A 21,312-nucleotide genomic window follows, 5' to 3' on the forward strand; every position below is an offset into this window, starting at 1 on the left:
ACTTATAATTAAAAGCAGATGTAAGGAGAAAAATTATGGTTAGTAGGCAGTCTATGATATTTATGGGTATAAGTGCTGGTATATGTTTTCTTATTCCATTGTTCACAATTATCTATTTTCGAAGAAAAGAAAAAATATCTCTAACAGCAGTAGCTGTAGGAGTTTTAGTGTTTATGATTTTCCAAATGTCTAGTAGAATTCCACTAATAAATTATTTAAATACTAATCCGTTATTTGTAGATTTAATTAAGTCTAATAGGATAGCTTATGTATCATTTTTAGCCATAACAGCTGGAGTTTTTGAAGAGGTAGGAAAATATATAGGATTTAAATATGCTCTAAAGAATAAATTGCAATGGAAAAATGGTATTGCACTTGGTATTGGTCACGGTGGAATAGAGGCAATTCTTCTAGTGGGAACAGCTATGGTGAATAATATATTGTTTAGTTTGGTAATAAACTTAGGCAGTTATGACCTAGTTCTTAAAAAGATGCCAGAGGCTCAAGCACTTACTTTGAAAAGTACGCTTATAGATACACCTTCATATATGTTTTTACTAGGTGGAATTGAAAGGTTGTTTGTTATAGTATTTCAAATAGCTTTATCTATTATAGTATTAGAAGGAGTAATTAAAAAAAATAATAAATATCTAATAAATGCAATACTAATACATACTCTTGTAGATTATATTGCTGCTTTTAACCCTAGTATATTTATAACAGAAGGTATAATGTTTATAGTGGCAATAATAAGCTTGAAATTTTTGTATAGTTCAAAAGAAAAATTTAAGAACATAGATAGTACTATGGATAATGAATGCAAAAACTTTGAATAAATGAGTTAAGAGATTTATAATGAACTCAACAATCTTTAAAACAGAGCCTATATAAAAAATACTACAATAACTATAAGGTTACTCTTAAAAGTTATTGTAGTATTTTTATTTTGTATGATCTTCCTTTTGAAACTCCTCTTCATTTCTTCAGAGGAGTAAGTGATTCACTGAAAATTGAAATTTTGGTTTACTGCTTAAGTTTTATTAAAAGTTCCCCAGATTTAACCTGTTGACCTTCTTTAACTATTATAGAATCAACTGTTCCACTAGCTGAAGATGTAATATTTGTCTCCATCTTCATAGCTTCAATTACAATTAAGCTATCATTTTCTTTAACTGTATCTCCCTCGTTTACAAGTATTTTCAATACTGTACCAGGTATACTTGAACCAACTTCAAGAGGGTTTTCAGCATCAGCCATTTGTATTGCAGCTGATTGAGTAGCTGCTACTAAACTAGTTTTATCTTTAACTTTTATTTCACGTCTGTTTCCATTAACTTCAAAATCAAGGGTTCTATTTCCTTCACTGTCTATCTTGCTTATTTCAAGAAGTTTTATTATCATAGTTTTTCCTTCTTCAATTTCAATTTCGCAAGTTTCTCCTTCACGTAAGCCGTGGAAGTATATGTCACTGCCCATTCTACTAAGGTCTCCGTTTTCCTTAATGTATTTTAAGTAGTCTTCAAATACATCTGGATATAGTGCGTAACTTAATAAATCTTTCTTAGTTGGATCAATTCCAAAGTATTTCTTTAATCCAGTGGCAATATAATCAAAGTCTTCTGGAGGAAGAAGTTCTCCTGGTCTGCAAGTTATAGGTTCTTCGCCCTTTAATACAATCTTTTGAAGATCTTCAGGGAATCCGCCTTCAGGCTGGCCCATCATTCCTTTGAAATATGCTACTACAGAATCTGGGAATGCCATGTCTTTTCCTTTTTCTAAAATGCTTTCTGGACTTAAACTATTTTGAACCATAAAAATTGCAAGATCTCCAACCATTTTAGAAGAAGGGGTAACTTTTACTATATCTCCAAGCATAGTATTAACTTTTTTGTACATTTCTTTTACTTCATCAAATCTATGGCCAAGTCCAAAACTTTCAACTTGAGGTTTTAAGTTAGAGTATTGACCTCCAGGTATTTCATATCTATATATTTCTGTAGATCCAGATTTTAGTCCGGATTCAAATTTCGCATAGACAGGTCTTACTGCACCCCAGTAATCTGAAAGTTGTTGAATTCCATCAACCTCTATACCAGTTGCTCTCTTTGTATTTTCAAGAGCTGCTACTACTGAGTTTAGAGCTGGCTGGCTTGTAAGTCCAGACATACTATTAAGAGCTGTATCAACTATATCAACTCCAGCTTCAGCTGCCATAATGACAGTAGCTACACCATTACCAGTAGTATCGTGAGTGTGAAGGTGTATTGGTATTGAAATTTCTTGTTTAAGTGCTTTAATGAGTTTATATGCGGCATAAGGTTTTAATAGTGCAGACATATCTTTAATACCTAAGATATGAGCACCCATCTTTTCTATTTCTTTAGCTTTTTTAACATAGTATTCCAATGAATATTTATCTTTTGTAGAGTTTAATATATCTCCTGTATAACATACGCAAGCTTCGGCAATCTTATCTTTTTTAAGAACTTCATCTATTGCAACTTCCATACCTTTTAACCAATTTAATGAATCAAATATTCTAAATACGTCAATACCAGAGTCAGCTGATTCATTTATGAATTCTCTTATTACATTATCAGGATAATTTTTATATCCAACACCATTTGCTCCTCTTATAAGCATTTGGAAGAGAACGTTAGGTATTCTCTTTCTTAATTCTTGAAGACGAACCCATGGAGATTCTTTCAGGAATCTATAAGATACATCGAATGTTGCACCTCCCCACATTTCAAGTGAGAATAGATCTTTTTCAAGAACAGAAGTAGCTCCTGCAACTTTAACCATATCTATGCTTCTTACTCTTGTAGCCATAAGAGATTGATGAGCATCTCTCATTGTTGTATCGGTAAGAAGTAATTTTTCTTGTTCTTTTATCCAATTAACTAAGCCATTAGGACCTTTTTCCTCTAATATTTGTTTTGTACCTCGTAACTGCTGATGAATGTCGACTCTTGGCACTACAGGAACGTCAAAGTCTTTTTTAACTCCGTGAGTTTCATTTATTACTTTTTCACCTATAAACTTCAGAATGTTATATTCTCTATCGGCTTTAGATGAAATTTCTAAAAGTTCACCATGTTCTTCTATAAATCCGGTTGTACAATTACCTTCAGCAAATACTGGGTGATTTAATACATTTACTAGAAAACCAACGTTAGTTTTCACACCTGATATTTTTAATTCTTTCATGGAACGAAGGGCTTTTCTTATAGCATCGTCAAAAGTTCTTGCCCAAGTTATTGTTTTTACAAGTAAGCTGTCATAGTAGGGACTAATTACAGCACCGGTAAATCCATTTCCACCATCTAATCTTACTCCAAAACCAGAGCCGGTTCTGTATACATCTATCTTTCCTGTGTCAGGAGCAAAGTTATTTGATGGATCTTCAGTAGTTATTCTACATTGTATAGCATATCCCCTAGGTTTTACATCATTTTGAGAAGATATTCCTATCTCAGGAGAAGATAGAGGGTAACCCATAGCAATTAAAATTTGGCTCTGAACAATATCTATTCCTGTAGTCATTTCTGTTACAGTGTGTTCTACTTGAACTCTTGGATTCATTTCTATAAAATAATGATTCCCGTGGATGTCCACTAAGAATTCAAGAGTACCAGCACTGCGGTAATTAACAGAGTTGGCTATCTTTAATGCATCTTCACAAATTGCCTGCCTTTTTTCTTCTGGAAGAGAGAAGGCAGGAGTGTACTCAATTACCTTTTGGTGACGTCTTTGTATAGAACAGTCTCTTTCGTGTAAGTGTACTATATTGCCGTGCTTATCTCCAAGTACTTGTACTTCTATATGTTTTGGTTTTTCTAAATATTTTTCTACAAATATATCATCTATGCCGAAAGCTTTCTTAGCTTCACTTTTAGCACTTTTAAAGGAAGGTAGTAATTCTTCTTCAGTTCTAACTATTCTCATACCACGACCACCACCGCCAGCAGCAGCTTTTAGCATGATTGGGTAACCACAGGAATTGGCAAATTGTATTGCTTCCTCTTCGGATGAAACAGGTTTTTCTACTCCGGGAATAGTAGGAACTCCAACACTTTGAGCTACAATCTTAGATTTGATCTTATCACCAAGTTTTTCCATCATCTCAGCTGTAGGTCCTATAAATTCTATTCCAGCTTCTTGACACTTTCTAGCAAATTCAGCGTTTTCTGATAGGAATCCGTAGCCAGGGTGAATAGCATCTACACCTTTTTTTAGAGCAAGGTTTATTATTTCATCAATATTTAGGTACGCTTCTATAGGACCCTGATTTTTTCCGATTAAGTAAGCTTCGTCTGCTTTAGTTCTAAAAAGAGAATACTTATCTTCCTCAGAGTATATAGCAACAGTTCTAATACCTAGTTCGTTACAAGCTCTGAATATTCTTATAGCAATTTCACCTCTATTTGCCACTAAAACCCTTTTAAACCTTTTTACCATATTTTTCACTCCTCTTTAAATATCTATATAAATAAAAAAATGTAATCGTTGCAATATTCCGACTTGATTAAATTCAAAAATTAGCATATCAATATTATATATTAGTTAAAACCATATTGCAATTGCATATTTAAAAAAAGTTACTTGCAAATTTCTAAATTATTAATCATGAAAATTTTTAAAAAATAAGTAAATACTCAAAATATTTTCTATATATTTCATAATCTGTATTGAAAAATAATCGGTATAGTATTATATATAAAGATGAAGGATAAAAGTTTACTTTATAATTATTTAGTTTTAATAATATTGTTGGTGATAAGAGTATTTTTTTGAAGTATAATATAGTATGTGGCATATTTGTCGAAATATAAATAATATTTGAACTGTTATTAGAAGGAAAGGTGTAATAATTTTGGAAAACAAAATAATTTTAGTTGTAATACAGGCTCTAAGCTATGATGCAGCTATTTCAAAAATGAATTATTTGAATGAGTTAAGCGGTAAGAACATAGCTGAACTCTATGAAGTAAATGCAGAAAAGACATGCTTATCAAAGCCTCTATGTGAAGATATGCTTGAGGGAACTGAACTTTATGTAAATGCAATGCTTAACCATCAGGTGTTAAAGAGACAATGTGAAAAGAATGTATTTCAATTAGCTAGAGAGCATGGACTTAAAACAGGAGCAGCAGCTTACTATTGGGTAAGTGAAGCTTATAATAATGAAAGTATTCACTGGATAGATGAAGAATCTAAAATTGAGGATCATAAGCAAAAGATCGATGAAACTTCAAACATTCAATATGCTACGTTTTATTCAAATTCCTCTTATCGTGACTCAGATGTTATTACCGACTCAGAATACATAAGAAAGAAATATGATCCTAATTTATTATTGGTTCACTTAATGGGTATTGAACATGCAATCTTTAGATATGGAATTAATTCAAAGGAATATTATGATAAAATTATAGAAATTGATAATACTTTAGAGTTGATAATTCCTATTTGGCTTGAAGCTGGTTATGAAGTGATTGTTACTACAGAATATGAAATAGAAGAGAAGGATAAGAATAAAGAAAAGAAAAATGAAGTATTTCCGGTACTAGCCATAGGAGAAAAATTAAAGGAATCTAACTTTGGAAGTAAAATAGATAAAGTAGGAATATCAGATGCCATATGTGATGTATTAAATATAAAAAAGCCTAATAAATTTATAAATTGTAATGTAAACGGAAATATATTTTAATAAGATTAAAAAGAGTTAAATTAATAGCTATTAATTTAACTCTTTTTAGATTACAAAAATTACTGCTTTAATCTTGTTTCTCAGGATCTATTATTTCAACTTCATCAAAATTTAAACTATCAATTTTATTTCCGCACTTTGGACAAAATGCAGTATCTTCAGGTAAAGAAGTATCACAGTTTGTACAAATTCTTTTATTTCTCAATTCATTTACCTTTTGTTTCATTTCATTTATAGAGGTTTTAAGTGCTAATATTTCATTACAATTTTCAACTAACTCTGGATCAATGTATTGTCCATTTTCGTGTTTTTCGAATACTTTTTTACCTATTTCAGAATATAAGTCTTTCATTTTTGATTCATTTGAATTTATAGAAACTGTGAGTTTAGATATTTCTATAAGTTCACCGGATTTTTTAGCTACAACAGCTGAGCTCTCTTTAGCAGATTGAGCAACAGTTGAAGCGGTATCTACAGCAGTTTTCTTTATTTTGGAGAAAGTGTTCTTAAAGTCCATGGTAGTATCCTCCTTTAAATTTAAGTTTAAGTAAATAATAATTTAAAATTGACCAAAAGTCAATATATAATATATTTTGACTATTATCTTCTGTAAATTTATAATTATAGATGTGAGTATATTTAAAATATATATGATAGGGAGTGTAAAATATGAACATAGCATTTTTTTTAACACCTAAAAAAGATATAATATATGAAAAACCAAACTCCTCTATGAAACAAGTTTTAGAAAAGATGGAGAAGTATAGATATACGGCAATTCCAATCATTGATGACAAAGGAAAGTATGTTGGTACTATTACTGAAGGAGATTTACTATGGAAGCTTAAAAATAGTCCAAGTTTAAATTTTAAAGATACAGATAAAGTTTTATTAAAAGAAATACCTAGACATATGCACAATAAACCAGTTAATATACATGCTAATATAGAAGACTTAATTTTTCTTGCGACAAATCAAAATTTTGTGCCTGTAGTTGATGATGATCATGTTTTTATAGGAATGATAAAAAGAAGTGATATCATAAACTACTATCACAAAGTTGCATTTGGTAAGGAAGATATAGAGAATTTTGGATAATAATCAAAGTATAGATTTGACAAAAATAAGGATGAATTGAGTTTTTTCAATTCATCCTTTAATATTAATTCTTAATTTATAAATATTAATACTTATATATCTAGAAGATTTCTGCGATAATCTAAATATACTTCTCTTAATTCTAACATTTTAGCATCCATTTCAATTTGAAGTTCAGAAACAGTATTAAAATCGTTATTTTCTATAGCTTCTCTTGTACGTGTAAATAAAGATTTTCTAGAATAAGAGTCCTTCATTAAATAGTATCTCAATTCATTAACCTTTTGCCATCTAGTTACATCGATGTCATGAGCTTTTTGAGCATCATGGAGTATTTTGTAACTTCTAATTTCATTTGAATAGTTTTGAATTATTCTATAATTAATTTCTGTAATCCATCTTTTTTGAACAGCTGATCTAAAGCTGCCTAATATTTGATCAGTAAATACATCTCCAGATTTAAGCACTGATACCTTTTCAGGATAATTATCTAGTGCTACAAGGTTTTCATGCACTGTTGCTGGAGCTTTTCCGAACAATCTGTTTCTCTCTTCTTCAGTATAGTCTTCAAACACATCGTGTTCACTTCTATAGGCTCTGTCTTTCTCAAGATAATCAGTTTCAACACCAGCTTCTTTTGAAAGCTCTGCTAGAAGGTCATCTTCTGTTTTATTATTAGTTACTGCATAAGTTATACCATCGTTACAAGTCATAAATAGTGCAGCCAATGCTAAATAGGTGTTTGTATGTGGATTTGGTGATCTTAATTCAAATCTAGTAGCAATAGGAGCTGCAGTATCACGAATAACGCCTAGTAGTATAGTTCTATTTCGTGAAGGCATATCTACAGAATGTCCTATAGAAGTAACTATACATATAGGAGCTTCAAATCCAGGTTTTAATCTTCTAAAAGAATCATTAGTAGCAGATACAAAAGGATTTATAACTTCGTAATTTTTTAATACGCCCATTAATGAAGCATATCCATATATACTTAAAAAATGACCTCTTGTTGATGCAAATAGATTTATTCTTTTTCCGTTTTTTAATTTTAATGCTATACTCAAATGTGTGTGTTCTCCGCTTCCAGCTACTCCATCAACTGGTTTAGCAAGGAATGTAACATCTAGGCCGTGTCTTCTGAATGTTTCTCTAAGCAATATTCTGACGAACAATTCGTTATCTGCTGCTTGAAGAGCATCTGAATATTTCCAATCTATTTCTAACTGTTCCATTATATGGGTTAAACTACCGTCTTCTCCAAGAGTTGCTTTAACGCCGCCAACTTCTTTATGTCCCATTTCAGCTTCTAATCCGTATTTGTCCATTAGAGTTAAGGTTTCTTCTAAAGCAGTTCTAACAGAACCTTTTGTTCTAGTCCAATATTGTTCTTGAAGCACTTGAGAGGTTGTTAATTCTTCAATATGAGCTTTTTCTTCGGGAGTTTTTACCCAAAACTCTAATTCAGTTGCTGCAGTTGCAATTACATCTTCAATATCATCGATAGTTATGTCGTATTCATCTAGTAAGTTAGGGTGTTTTTTATAAAGTTCCATAAGATTATTTTCAATATTAGAAATGGAAGATTTAAGAATGTGTCTTGAATCTATTGCTTTGCCTTCGTGGATTAAGAAGCAAGGAAGTCTAAGTGTTCCAATAGGCTTTCCAGTCTCTTCGTCTATATTTTCAAAATTATAATCTATAAACCAGTTAACTTCAGTATCTGGAACCATATCTACTTTTGCGTTGTTTAAAGTAGCTATACCTGGAAAAGCTACAGAAGAACCGTCGGTTTGTATAGCTCCTTTTAGAAATCCATTTATATCATCTAAAAATATCCTTATTGGAATTTTAGCATCAGTATCATTACCTAATAAATCTATACCAATGACGGATACAAATTTTATTTCAGGATGTAAAGTTAAAAGTTCTTTTAAACAACTCTCAGAATGGTGTGATTTTGGGATTGTATAAACTAGATCATTAAACATAAATATCCTCCTCTTCATAAAAATACTTAAATAGCCCTATATAATTTTTTAATATTTATTATTTTATTAAATGCCATTTTGATAATTCTATAAAAATTCTATTATGAATTTAATAAATTGTCAACGTATTTAAACTCCTTTTATAAGCAGTGAAAAGGTTTAAAAAGGAGTTTCCTTTACTATAGGTAATTATAAAATTAATATCAGAATTAAGATTATATATTTAAAATTAAACTTATTATGCCAAAGTATTATTGAAATATGGTGTATATAGTATTAATGTAGTAATATAAATAATTGTGCAGTATAATTTTATTATAAAATGATTCTTGTATATTAAACGATATAATATTACCTTAACATAGAGGATTTAAACAAGTGGAGGTGATGGCTATTTTGCAAAATGAATATTTACATATGAAAGATTGTAAAGCAGATAGACCTATTGGATTTTTTGATTCAGGAGTAGGAGGGCTAAGCGTATTAAAAGAGGCTATTAATGTACTTCCTAATGAAGATTTTATATACTTTGGAGATTCTAAAAATGCTCCATATGGTGTAAAAAGTGTTAATGAAGTAAAAGAGTTAAGTTTTCAGGCGGCTGATTTTTTGCTTGAGCATAAAGTTAAAGCAATTGTAGTTGCATGTAATACAGCAACTAGTGCTGCTATTGAAGATTTAAGAAAAAAATATAAAGATATTCCTATAATAGGAATTGAGCCAGCTCTAAAACCAGCAGTAGAGCTAAAAAAAATAGGTAAAATAGTTATAATGGCAACACCTATGACTTTATCGGAAAAAAAGTTTCAATGTTTAATGGAAAAGTATAAATCCGAAGCACAAATATGTCCTCTCCCTTGTCCTGGGCTTGTAGAATTTATAGAAAAAGGAATAACTGAGGGGGAAGAATTAAATAACTTCATCAAAAGTAGATTTTCTAAATTGATACATAATGAAATAGCATCTGTAGTACTCGGATGCACACATTATCCCTTTATAAAAAAAGAGCTAAGTAAAGTTTTAGGTGAAAATGTAGATATAATAGATGGAAGTATGGGGACTGCAAATCAATTAAAGAGAATGATAGTGGCAAATGGATGTCTTAATCCCAAAGAGACAAATGGAAAAGTTGAAATCTTCAATTCGTTAGAAGAGGAAGAAATTATAGAAACATCTAAAAAATTATTAAAAAGTTAAATACATGTTTTAAAGTTTAGAAGTAATTCCACTAAAAAGGCTCCATGGCGAAAGCCACTAAGGAGCTTTTTTTATTAGCGTATATCACCTAAAAATGCACTGAGAATAAATTAGTATTAGAGACATCTCTAATACCATAGAAATAAGGTGATAAAATGAAAGTATTTACTGTAAAAAAGGAAAAGGAAGAGGAATTATCCAATAAAAGTAAGGAAGAAGTGTCTTCTGTTAAACTTTGTGATAAAAAAGAATTTAACTATATTGTTATAGAAAACCCTTCGGATAGTAACGAAATATGTACTATAAGAAATATAAAAGTTTTAAGCACGGATAAAAATACTCAGTTGTGCCTTATGCAGGGAGAAGAGGATGAAATTAAAATTTCGGAAGGAATAAATATAACTAACAAGGTTGGGATTTTGAATATTCAAGGGAGATTAAAGAAATGCTCAGATGATGAGAAGATAGAATTATCCAGAGATAGAATTCTTCAAAATGAAGAATGTAATATACTAAAAGATTCAGTATTAATTATGCTTCCAAAAGGGTGCCTATTCATTAAATTGGACAACGAAGTTTATAATCTAAATATTGATATAAATTGGACAAGTGAAAAAATCATGTAAATTAATCGTACAAGTTATTTGTGTAAAATAAACGTAAAATTTCTTATAACAACTATGTATACTATGGTATAATTTAGTTTATCATAGTAAGTAATGTGAAAATATTAATAAACTTGAGAGGAGATGGGATTTAGTGAACCCAATAGTAACTATTAAAATGCAAAATGGTGATGTGATAAAGGCTGAATTGTATCCTGAAATAGCACCTAATACAGTAAATAACTTTATAACTCTTATAAATAAAGGGTTTTATAATGGAGTTATATTTCACAGAGTAATTCCTGGATTTATGATCCAAGGGGGAGACCCACAGGGAACTGGAGTGGGAGGCCCAGGATATTCAATTAAAGGTGAATTTTCTAGTAATGGCTTTAAAAACGATTTAAAGCATACTAGAGGTGTACTATCCATGGCGAGAACTATGGTACCTGATTCAGCAGGAAGCCAATTCTTTATAATGGTGGAAGACTCTCCACACTTAGATAACCAATACGCATCTTTTGGAAAGGTTATGGAAGGCATGGATGCAGTAGACAAAATAGTTAATGCAAAAACTGACTATAGTGACAGACCTTACGAAGATCAAGTAATGGAAACTGTTACTGTTGATACTTTTGGTGTTGAATATGCTGAACCAGAAAAGGTAAAGTAGTAAAAGGGGTAAAGTTATGAGTCATAATAATGAGAGCACTTTGCTAGTTTATGGATTCCACATTAATGAGGAAGAAACCTTAAAAAGAATTTTAGAGGAAAATAATTTACCTGGTTATAAAGTTATAGATGAACAAAAGTATGATTTAGTATTAGAAGATATAATAGATGGAAAGCAAAGTGAGTCCATAAACGGTGAATTGCCCAATGAAAAAGTGGTGCTGTTTTATCAATGTAACGATGAAGAAATTACTAGTGCTATGAGGCAAATGAAAGCTATCTATGCTTCAAAACCTATTTTTGCAGTTGTTACACCTACTTCTATTAAGTGGAAGTTTAGTTATCTACTAGAGCATTTAATGGAAGAGAAAAGTAGATTTGAAAATATGAAATAGTCATTTTACAGAGCCTTGAAATATAATAATTTCAAGGCTCTTACTTTATAATCTATAAACATAATAATGGAAAAAGTAAAGGATTTATATTAAAATATATTTAAAGCATCAGATAAATATATTTATATGGTAAATCGGAGGCAATTTATATGAGCAGAGTAGGTATTAAAATTAAAGAGGCTAGACTAAGTACAGGTATGACTGAAAAACAATTAGCTAAAAAAATTGGTGTCTCAGAGAGCTTCATAAAGGAAGTTGAAAGTGGAAGGAAAGTTATAAATGAAAGTGTTATGCAGAAAATATCTAAGGTTTTAGATAAAGACCTAAATGACATAACAATGTCTTTTGAAACAGAAATTTTTACTAAGGAAGAAATAGTAGAACCTAAAAAGACTATAGAAAAAGTAAATGATGTATGGAACGACGCCTTTAGTTCAGTATTAAAAACTGTACCTATATATGGATATGACTTAAATAAAGTATTAGGCGGAAGACAGATGCCTATTATGAATAATAAAATAGAAGGTTATGCTAAAGATAAAGTTTTATTTTTAGAAATAGAAGATGACGATATGGTAGGGTATAGGATTGCAAAAGGAGATATAGCCTTTGGACATATAGTTCATGAAGTGGAAAATAACTCTATATGCCTTATAGAAAAGAGTGGAGAAAGATATATAAGACAAATTAAGAAGTTAGACAGCAGTAAATTATTACTGATAAGCAATAGAGGCAGTGTGAGAACTGAAACAGTAGGTGTAAAAGAAATTAAAGTACTAATGAAATTAGAAAGAGTAGAAATAAAACTATAAAGTTTGGTGTAAATTGATAGTAGCAACAGATATTTTTCTGTTGCTATTTTTTATTAGGAGGTTTAAATAAGAGTTCATTATAAAAATAAGCCTTATCATAAAAATAGATATAATAATTATTTTCATTAAATTTCCGAGTGGATAAATATATGGAAGCAATATTCTCATGTCAATTCTACTAAAGGTATAAAAAACGTAATAAAAAGAAGAAAAAGAAACTATGTAGAGACTATTAATTTTATATGATATATTACGATATTGATAATAAAAATATTGTAGAGTATAATAGGCAAGGTACAATATGTAGTGGTTGGAGGTATTTGGTATGCTATATGTGGTTAAAAGAGATGGTAGACATGTTAACTTTGATTCTATAAAGATAACCAATGCTATAAAAGGATCGGCTGAAGAAATTGCTTTTAATTTAAAAGAAAGCGAAGCTATTGAACTTACACAAAAGGTTATACGAGAAATTGAAAATATGGAATGCGAAGAAATAACTGTTGAAGAGATACAAAATATAGTTGAAAAGATTTTATTAGAAAGTGGATATAAATTAATTGGAAGGACTTATTCAAATTATAGAAGTGAAAGAACAAAGATAAGAGAAAAGAAATCGGATTTAATGAAAGTTATTGAAAAAATAGGTGTAGAAACGGATAGGGATAATGCAAACGTTGGAAATAACTTTAGTTCAAAACTTTTAAGAATAGCAAGTGAATCAAATAAGTGGCATAACTTAGGTATGATGCCTAAGCATTTAGCAAAACTTCATGAAAATGGAGATGTGTATTTTCATGATTTAGATTCGTACAACTTAACAACAAATTGTTTAAATATAGAAACAGGAAAGATTTTATCAAGAGGTTTTAATACAGGATATGGCACAATACTTCCTGCTAAAAGGATAGAATCAGCAGCAGAGCTATCATGTATATTATTGCAAAGTACTCAAAATGATATGTTTGGTGGACAGTCACATGTGAATTTTGATAATGACATGGCTAAATTTGTGGATATGTCAAGAAAAGAAATAAGAAAAGAATATAAAGAAAGCTTTGGTAATGTTGAAAATCTAGATGAAATAGTAGAGCGAAAATTAGAAAAAGTAGTTCGTCAATCAATGCAAGGAATAGTATATAATCTAAACACTATGCATTCAAGAGCTGGTAGTCAGGTGCCGTTTAGCTCAATAAACCTAGGACTTCCACAAAGCGAGGATGCTGCTATGATAGACAGAATGTTCCTCGAAGAATATGAAAGAGGTCTCGGAAAAGGAGAACAACCTATATTCCCTAACATAATATTTAGAGTTAAAAATGGTGTGAATAGAGAAGAAAATGATCCTTATTATTATCTGTATGAGCTTGCATGCAGGGTTGCTAGTAAGAGAATGAACCCTATGTTTATGAATTTGGATGCCGACTTCAATAAAGAGTACTATGATAAAGGTGTTATAGCTGCAACTATGGGGTGTAGAACTTACATAATGTCAAATATAAATGGAGAACCAGGACCAGCAGGTAGAGGGAATATAGCTCCAGCTACTATAAACTTGCCAAGAGTAGGGATTCTGGCAAAAGGAAATATAGATAAGTTTTTCTCTCTTTTAGATAATAGACTACAACTTACTAGAGAATCATTGTTACATAGATATAGTGTACTTAAAAATTTAAAGGTAAAAGATTTACCATTTGTTGCAGGAGAGCATTTAATGCGTGGATCAGAAAATTTAGGGCCAGAAGATTCAATAGAGCCAATACTTAGACAAGGAACTTGGGGAGTAGGATTTATAGGACTTGCAGAAACATTAATTGCACTAGTTGGGAAACATCAAGGTGAGAGCAAAGAGACATATGATTTAGGTGTAAGAATAGTTACATACATTAGAGAATTTTGTGATAAATATAAGGAAATAGATAAACTTAACTGGTCTTGTTATGCAACACCAGCAGAAGGGCTTTCAGGAAAGTTTATACTTCAAGATCAAGCTGTGTTTGGTAAGATTGAAGGGGTTACAGATAAAGATTACTATACAAATAGTTATCATATACCTGTATATCATAAAATATCAATTAAAGAAAAGATAGATTTAGAAGCACCTTTTCATAAGCTATGTAATGGTGGACATATAACATATATTGAGATGGATGGATACCCTGATCCAGAAGCGGTAAAGGCTGTAATGGATTATGCATACAAGAATACAAATATAAATTATATAGGCGTAAATTTCCATATGAAATATTGCAGAGAATGTGGTACAACAATAGAAGTTGAAGAAAACACTTGTCCTAAATGTGGAAGTAATAATATTCAAGGTATATCTAGAGTTACAGGATATTTATCATTGGATGAAAGATTTGGATCGGGAAAAGTTGCAGAGCGTGCAGATAGAATTTCACACAATAATGAAAAGCATATAAATACTTATCTAAACTAGTGGAGTGTAAAGGTATGAAGTTAAAGGTAGCTGGATTTTTAGATAATACCATGGTAAATGGGAAAGGTCTTAGAAGTGCCCTATTTCTATCAGGATGCAATCATAATTGTGATGGATGTCATAATAAGGAAATGCAGTCATTTCAATATGGAGATGAAGTAGAAATTAAAGAAATACTAAATAGAATAAAGTCCAATGTTCCATTAATAAAAGGAGTTACATTTTCAGGTGGAGAGCCTTTTGAACAAGCCCAAGAACTTAGTATTCTTGCCAGGTTTATAAAAAACGAAGGTCTTAATATTTGGTGTTATACTGGATATACTCTTGAAGAAATAGTTGAAAGTGGAGATACTTGCAAATTAGATTTGCTGTCACATATAGATATACTTGTTGATGGAAAATTTGAAAAGAATTTAGTTGAAGGAGCACTAAAGTATACTGGTTCTAGCAATCAAAGGATTATCAAACTTAAAGATGTAATAAAATATAAAGAAATAGCTTCTGAATAATATTTTTATTGAAAATATTAACAAGGCCATAAATATTGGAGCAGCCCATATTTATGGCCTTAAATTTTAAGTTTTATTGAGCCATTGGTTCTAGGATTTTTACAATATTTCTTTCAGTAAGATTTTCTTTAATTTTTAGAATATGGCTTCCGATTCTTTCACCATTTTTCATATTTGTTATAAAAGTTTCCACTCCATCTATAGGGAAAGCTATGCATGGAGTTTTATAATGCATAGGTATTATGATATGACTATTGATAGACTTAGCAATAGAAGCAGCTTGTTTTCCATCAATTGTGTAATTTCCGCCTACTGGAATAAGAAGTATATCTATATCACCTATTTTTTTTATGTCATCATCTGAAAGCAGATGTCCTAAATCTCCTAAGTGACATATTTTATATCCATCAACTGTAATTACATAAATTATATTTTCACCACGTTTAGAACCTTCTGCATCATCATGATATGAAGGTATACCTTCTACAGGAATATCACATTTATGAAATAAACCAACTTCATCTATAACCTCTGGAGAACCTTTAACAGCACCCATATAGTCATGATCAAAATGGTGATGACTTATGGTAACTAAATCAACTTTGTCATTAAATACTTTATAACCTACAGAATCATCAAAGGGATCGGTTAGAATCTTTCTGCCTTTTGAATCTTTTATGAGAAAAGAGGAATGCCCAATCCAAGTTATATCCATATAATACACTTCCTTTCACAATTTAGCTTAATTTTAAAATTTTTTATTAGTAGGTTAAGGCTGTTTTAAAGATTGTTGAGTTCATTATAATGAGAAACTCCTTATTATACGAAATCAGCAATTTCTTAAAATATAGCTTATTATTACAAATATTATAGCATATAGTATATCCTACATTACTAAATAAAATTACCCAAGGTAATTTGCTTATAGCAATTCATATCTTAAAAATAATTTTAAGATAACGATATATTGAATATGAAGCATTGAATTTTATTATAAGTTTTCATAAATATGATACTATTTCAATATTTAATCGTAGTTATCTATGGAGGAATATTATATTAAATCATATTTTTAATAGTAATTAAAAAATGTTGTGGTTTTATTGAAATATTTATCCAAATAAAATACAATTAGATTATATAAATCTTTTGGGAGGGGGGATAATTTGAACAATATAAGAAAAATTGCAATATTTTTAGTTATGGTGCTATTAGTTGTAGTAGTTGTACCTTCAAAAGCATGGGCTATTTCTTATAAAGATATGCCAAAACAGCTAGGGGCAGAAATTGATAAGATATGGACTATAAAATTTAATGAGGATATTGATAAAAACACGATAAATTCATCAAATATAATAGTTCTAAATGAAAGTAATAGTCAAGTCAATGCGAAAGTAGAATATAAAGACAGCAGAACAGTATTAGTATCACCTGTAGGTGAATATGAACCAGAAAAAAACTATACATTGATAGTAAAGGATTCTGTTAAGTCTGCAAAAGGCACAAAACTAAAAGAATCAACAAGAATGGTATTTGCTACAAAAAACAAAACAGAGAGACCCGTTTCTCCAAAAGGGTACGTTGTTGCATTAGATGCAGGACGTGCAGCTAATGACATAGGATCTGAAGTTGGACCAACTGGCATAAAGGGTAAAGATATTAACTTAGATGTTGCCTTAAAGGCTGGAAAGATTTTGGAAGCAAATGGAGTGCGAGTAGTTTACACAAGAACAGGAGATAGCGTTCCCTGGAGCAAGGAAGATAGTATATCTGCTAGAAGTAAGATAGCCAATGATGCTAAGGCAAGCGTATTTGTGAGTATACATTGTAATGCATATTCATCTACAAACGCCTCAGGTTCAGAAACTTATTATTTGCAAGGTAATACTGAATCGAAAAAACTAGCTTCTTACATTCAAGATGAACTTCCATCTAAAACTGGACTACCTAATAGAGGGATAATAGAAAGTACATTAAAAACATTAAGCAGTGTGAATTCAACTGCAGTTTATGTAGATTTAGGATTCATAACTAATCCTGTAGAAGAAAAAATATTAAACAGTAGTACATTTAAAACTAATAGCGGAGAAGCTATAGCAAATGCTGTATTAAAATATTTAGATGCTAAACAGGCTACATATATAAAAAGTGTGAAGGATATATCTGTATTATTATATAAAGGAGAGAAATACACGCTTCCAACAACAGTGGATGCAGTAATGAGTGATAATACAGATTCTAGGGTAAGTGTAAAATGGGATAAAACTTATGTTGATACATCTAAAGAAGGTACTTACTATTATAAAGGGACTATAGCTGGATACAATGGAAATGTTACATTAAAGGTTACAGTAACTCCTCAGGCAATAACAAATAAACCTAAAGTTTGCATAGATCCATCTAGTGCAGCAAATCTATTAAACTCTGTAGGACCAACAGGTGTTAAAGAAAAAGATGTTAATTTAGCTATAGCTTTGAAGTTAGGTAATTTGCTTCAAAGCAAAGGATTTGAAGTAGTTTACACAAGAAAAGGAGATACTGTTCCTTGGAATGAGGCAAGTGACATAGAACAAAGAACTAAAATAGCAAATGAATCTGGAGCGGGATTATTTGTAAGAGTTCGTGCAAATTACTATACTAAATCTGATGTGAAAGGAATAGAAACCTATCACTCACCTAATGATACTATAGGGAAAGTATTTGCGGAAAACGTGCAAGATGGTATGATATCTCAAACTAGTGGAGTTAATAGAGGAGTTAAAGAAAAAACTTCAGATATATTAGAAGGATTTAATGGAACTGGCATATTAGTATATCCTGGTTTTATATCAAATCCAGATGAGGAAAAACTTCTTAATACTCCTAGCTACCAAGATAAAATAGCTGAAGGTATAGCCGAAGGCATAATAAATAATTATACCAGCTCTAATGATACTATCAAATCAGTAAATGATATTACAGTAAATGTAAGTCAAGGAGATAAGTATTATTTACCTATGAAAGTTGCTGCTGTAAATACTGATGGGAAAACAGTACAAGCCGACGTTGTTTGGGAAACAACTACTGTAGATACAAGCAAATTAGGAACTACCGTAATTAGAGGACGCGTTAAAAACTATGATAAACAGGTAATCTTAACAATAAATGTATCTCCTAAAAGTACAGCAAGGTATAAAGTTGCCATAGATCCAGGACATGGTGGATATGATTCTGGAGCAGTAGGGCCAAAGGGTACTAAAGAAAAGGATATAACTTTAGCAGTTTCTTTAAAGTTGGGAGATATTCTTGTTAAAAATGGAGTAGATGTTGTATTTACTAGGACAAGTGATAACGTTCCATGGCCAAACAATAAAAATGTAGAACTTCAGACACGCTGTGATATAGCAAATAATGCAAAAGTAGATTATTTTGTATCTATACACACTAATAGTGTAGATGGAAGTCCAACAACTTCAGGTATAGAAACTTTCTATGATAGAGATAGAACAAATGGAATACCACTAGCTAAGAATATACAAGCTGAGCTTATAAGTGAGTTCGGGGCAAAGGATAGAGGAATTAAACCAAGTGGACTATATGTAGTTAAACATACTAATGCTCCTGCTGTACTTGTGGAATTAGAGTTTTTAAGTAACCCTCAAAAAGAACAAATGTTTAAAGATCCAAGTTATCAACAAAAATATGCAGAAGCAATTGCAAGGGGTATAATGAAAACCCTAGGCAAGTAAAATATCTACTAATTTAAAGTTATAAAAGTTTAAGTTTAAGTCAAAAATTATAATGGAAGAGATGTTAATATTACAAAAGTCAGTTGTAATATTGTGCCTCTTCCTTTATTATATTTATATTACGATTTTTTTTATTACCATATAAACCATATAATACAAAAGGGAGTTTATGTAATGGACAGTAGAAGATTATTTCGATCTAATTTATTTGCAATGATTTTGTTAACTCTGTATGCAGTTACTCCAGCATTTTTAGTACCTGTATTTAAATCTGCAAAATTACCAATAGCTTTATACTTAGTCTTGCCACAAGTGCTTTTACTTATAGTGCCAACTATAATTTATTTTATAGTAACAAAGCAGCCTATTAAGGATACATTAAAATTAAATAAAATAAGCTTTAAGACAGTGTTGATTGTTATTGTAATAGGCCTTTTAGCTCAGCCAATAGCTATGTTTTTATCACTAATAACTCAATTTGTATTTCCAAATAGAATAAGTCAAGTAGTTGCGTCTCTCAACGATATACCTTTTATAATAAGATTGGGAGTAGTGGCATTGACACCAGCAATTTGTGAAGAGATAACTATGAGAGGAGTAATCTTATCAGGATATAAAAACATTAGCATAAGAAAATCTGCTATTATGACAGGGTTGTTTTTTGGTATGCTTCACTTAGATGGGAATCAGCTACTTTATGCTTTTGCTATAGGCATAATATTTGCCTATCTAGTGAGAATAACAAATTCTATATTTTCATCAATGCTATGTCATTTTACTATTAATGGTACACAAGTTGCTATGTCAGAATTATCAACAAAGTTAATGAAGCTTAGTGGACAGCAGGTAGAGACAATACAGCAATCAGGGTTAGCTTCTTTAAGTACTATGCAAATAATAAATACATTTTTTTTACTTTTAACCTTAGCTATAATTTGTATAGGAATTATAGTATTACTTATGCAAAAGTTATCCTACAGTTATAAAGTTTATAGAGTTAATAATATAGATTATAAAGAAGAAAAGATAAATGTTATAAATTGGCCTGTAATTGTATCTATAATAATTTATGTTGTTACAATATTTTTTCAGCTAAAAGAGATATACAAATGGTAATAAAAAAGCTTTTTCATGGGGTCAGCAGGGCTTAAATTCAAAAGCAAGGGGGAATATTCTATGAAGCAAAATGTGAATGACATGAACAAGGAAGAATTAAAAGAGTTTATAAATGAAAATAAACAAGAAATTGAAGAAGCAATGAAGATATACGTTAATATAATAAAAGATAAACTTAGAGAAAATGATAATGTGCATCCTATAAAAAAGAAGGCTTATAACATTAAAAAGATTAATAATTATGTATCTTGGGTAAATGAACAAATAATAATGAATGATAATGCATCTAGGGATATTAAAGTTATTCCGAGAAGAGGAGAAATTTGGACTTGCGAACTGGGGCAGAATATAGGGTCAGAAGAAAATAAAATTAGACCAGTAATAATAATTCAAAATGATACTGGAAATAAGAATGCTCCAACAACAATTATTGCTCCAATATCTAATAGACCTAAAAAGATTGCAGTACATATAGAACTTAGAGAAAGTGATTATACACTTGAAAATGGCGAAAAAAGCCACATAACAGGAACTATTTTAGCAGAACAGATTAAAGTAGTTTCAAAAGCTAGACTTGGAAGACATATCGCTACGCTAAATAAGGATTTTATGGAACTTTTAGATTCAAAACTTAGAATTTCGTTAGAATTGTAATTTATTTTTGAAATTTGAATATAATACTAGTATATAAGGCAAAAAGTTTAATAAAAAATAAAAAAGTATTAAAAAAGTATTGCCTAATTTAAATGATAGTGATAGAATAAAAGCGTCACTGAATTAATACATACCTAATTAAGATTAGGAGACTATATTTCATATTATCCTTTTTTAAATAGCATAACATACCTGGCAAGGGCTAGGAGATTATATAACATATTAGAGACATATTAGAAACAAAGAAGATTGGTAAAACCAATCTTTTTTGTTTGATAAAATAATTAAATAAGCGTAAATTGACAACAAAAAACTATTGTAATATAATATAGTGTAAATTGAGGATTTTGATGACAAAAAATTTAAATATTATATTAAA

At 30.3% G+C, this 21,312-nt stretch carries 17 protein-coding genes; 13 read left to right on the plus strand and 4 right to left on the minus strand.

Annotated features, from left to right (window positions below; all coding sequences use genetic code 11):
- Window positions 1–35 precede the first annotated feature (35 nt).
- On the plus strand, window positions 36–836 hold the full coding sequence (locus ACWW38_RS11300) for a YhfC family intramembrane metalloprotease (protein WP_456257655.1): 801 nt from the start codon (window positions 36–38) through the stop codon (window positions 834–836).
- 187 nt (window positions 837–1,023) lie between these two features.
- On the opposite strand, the gene ACWW38_RS11305 is transcribed toward ACWW38_RS11300, so the two are convergent.
- Window positions 1,024–4,461 (minus strand): pyruvate carboxylase, encoded by a 3,438-nt coding sequence (locus ACWW38_RS11305; protein ID WP_456257656.1) that lies wholly within the window; start codon window positions 4,459–4,461, stop codon window positions 1,024–1,026.
- A gap of 415 nt (window positions 4,462–4,876) precedes the next feature.
- Here ACWW38_RS11305 and ACWW38_RS11310 point away from each other — a divergent pair, with 415 nt between their 5' ends.
- The gene (locus ACWW38_RS11310) at window positions 4,877–5,713 is read left to right on the plus strand and encodes a hypothetical protein (protein ID WP_456257657.1); all 837 of its coding nucleotides are present in this window, start codon (window positions 4,877–4,879) and stop codon (window positions 5,711–5,713) included.
- 67 nt (window positions 5,714–5,780) lie between these two features.
- Here ACWW38_RS11310 and ACWW38_RS11315 read toward each other — a convergent pair whose 3' ends face one another.
- Window positions 5,781–6,230, minus strand: coding sequence for a zinc-ribbon domain-containing protein (locus tag ACWW38_RS11315; RefSeq protein ID WP_456257658.1), 450 nt, complete (start codon window positions 6,228–6,230; stop codon window positions 5,781–5,783).
- Between the two features lie 152 nt (window positions 6,231–6,382).
- Between ACWW38_RS11315 and ACWW38_RS11320 the strand changes: the two genes are divergently transcribed.
- The gene (locus ACWW38_RS11320) at window positions 6,383–6,811 is read left to right on the plus strand and encodes a CBS domain-containing protein (RefSeq protein WP_456257659.1); all 429 of its coding nucleotides are present in this window, start codon (window positions 6,383–6,385) and stop codon (window positions 6,809–6,811) included.
- A 92-nt stretch (window positions 6,812–6,903) separates the two neighbouring features.
- Here the strand turns inward: ACWW38_RS11320 and ACWW38_RS11325 are convergent, their stop codons facing one another.
- Complete coding sequence (locus ACWW38_RS11325) at window positions 6,904–8,802, minus strand: glutamine synthetase (RefSeq protein WP_456257660.1); 1,899 nt, start codon at window positions 8,800–8,802, stop codon at window positions 6,904–6,906.
- A gap of 417 nt (window positions 8,803–9,219) precedes the next feature.
- Here ACWW38_RS11325 and murI point away from each other — a divergent pair, with 417 nt between their 5' ends.
- From murI to nrdG, 7 genes are all read left to right on the plus strand, one after another.
- On the plus strand, window positions 9,220–9,999 hold the full coding sequence (gene murI, locus ACWW38_RS11330) for a glutamate racemase (protein ID WP_456260455.1): 780 nt from the start codon (window positions 9,220–9,222) through the stop codon (window positions 9,997–9,999).
- Between the two features lie 155 nt (window positions 10,000–10,154).
- Window positions 10,155–10,625 carry a hypothetical protein gene (locus ACWW38_RS11335; RefSeq protein WP_456257661.1) on the plus strand — a complete coding sequence of 157 codons (471 nt, stop codon included), beginning with the start codon at window positions 10,155–10,157 and terminating at the stop codon, window positions 10,623–10,625.
- Window positions 10,626–10,758: 133 nt separating this feature from the next.
- The gene (locus ACWW38_RS11340; RefSeq protein ID WP_456257662.1) at window positions 10,759–11,277 is read left to right on the plus strand and encodes a peptidylprolyl isomerase; all 519 of its coding nucleotides are present in this window, start codon (window positions 10,759–10,761) and stop codon (window positions 11,275–11,277) included.
- Window positions 11,278–11,293: 16 nt separating this feature from the next.
- The gene (locus ACWW38_RS11345; protein ID WP_456257663.1) at window positions 11,294–11,671 is read left to right on the plus strand and encodes a DUF3783 domain-containing protein; all 378 of its coding nucleotides are present in this window, start codon (window positions 11,294–11,296) and stop codon (window positions 11,669–11,671) included.
- A 149-nt stretch (window positions 11,672–11,820) separates the two neighbouring features.
- Window positions 11,821–12,483 carry a helix-turn-helix domain-containing protein gene (locus ACWW38_RS11350; RefSeq protein ID WP_456257664.1) on the plus strand — a complete coding sequence of 221 codons (663 nt, stop codon included), beginning with the start codon at window positions 11,821–11,823 and terminating at the stop codon, window positions 12,481–12,483.
- Between the two features lie 325 nt (window positions 12,484–12,808).
- Window positions 12,809–14,926, plus strand: a complete 2,118-nt coding sequence (gene nrdD, locus ACWW38_RS11355; protein WP_456257665.1) for an anaerobic ribonucleoside-triphosphate reductase — start codon at window positions 12,809–12,811, stop codon at window positions 14,924–14,926.
- 14 nt (window positions 14,927–14,940) lie between these two features.
- On the plus strand, window positions 14,941–15,435 hold the full coding sequence (nrdG, locus tag ACWW38_RS11360; protein ID WP_456257666.1) for an anaerobic ribonucleoside-triphosphate reductase activating protein: 495 nt from the start codon (window positions 14,941–14,943) through the stop codon (window positions 15,433–15,435).
- A 73-nt stretch (window positions 15,436–15,508) separates the two neighbouring features.
- Here the strand turns inward: nrdG and ACWW38_RS11365 are convergent, their stop codons facing one another.
- Window positions 15,509–16,150: an MBL fold metallo-hydrolase gene (locus tag ACWW38_RS11365; RefSeq protein ID WP_456257667.1), complete on the minus strand. Its 642-nt coding sequence runs from the start codon at window positions 16,148–16,150 to the stop codon at window positions 15,509–15,511.
- 451 nt (window positions 16,151–16,601) lie between these two features.
- Between ACWW38_RS11365 and ACWW38_RS11370 the strand changes: the two genes are divergently transcribed.
- The 3 genes from ACWW38_RS11370 (at window position 16,602) to ACWW38_RS11380 (ending at window position 20,933) form a co-directional block, all read left to right on the plus strand.
- Complete coding sequence (locus ACWW38_RS11370) at window positions 16,602–19,163, plus strand: N-acetylmuramoyl-L-alanine amidase (protein WP_456257668.1); 2,562 nt, start codon at window positions 16,602–16,604, stop codon at window positions 19,161–19,163.
- 174 nt (window positions 19,164–19,337) lie between these two features.
- Window positions 19,338–20,279 (plus strand): CPBP family intramembrane glutamic endopeptidase, encoded by a 942-nt coding sequence (locus tag ACWW38_RS11375; protein WP_456257669.1) that lies wholly within the window; start codon window positions 19,338–19,340, stop codon window positions 20,277–20,279.
- A gap of 60 nt (window positions 20,280–20,339) precedes the next feature.
- Window positions 20,340–20,933, plus strand: coding sequence for a type II toxin-antitoxin system PemK/MazF family toxin (locus ACWW38_RS11380; RefSeq protein ID WP_456257670.1), 594 nt, complete (start codon window positions 20,340–20,342; stop codon window positions 20,931–20,933).
- Window positions 20,934–21,312 lie beyond the last annotated feature (379 nt).

The sequence above is a fragment of the Clostridium sp. JNZ J1-5 genome, assembly GCF_053901425.1.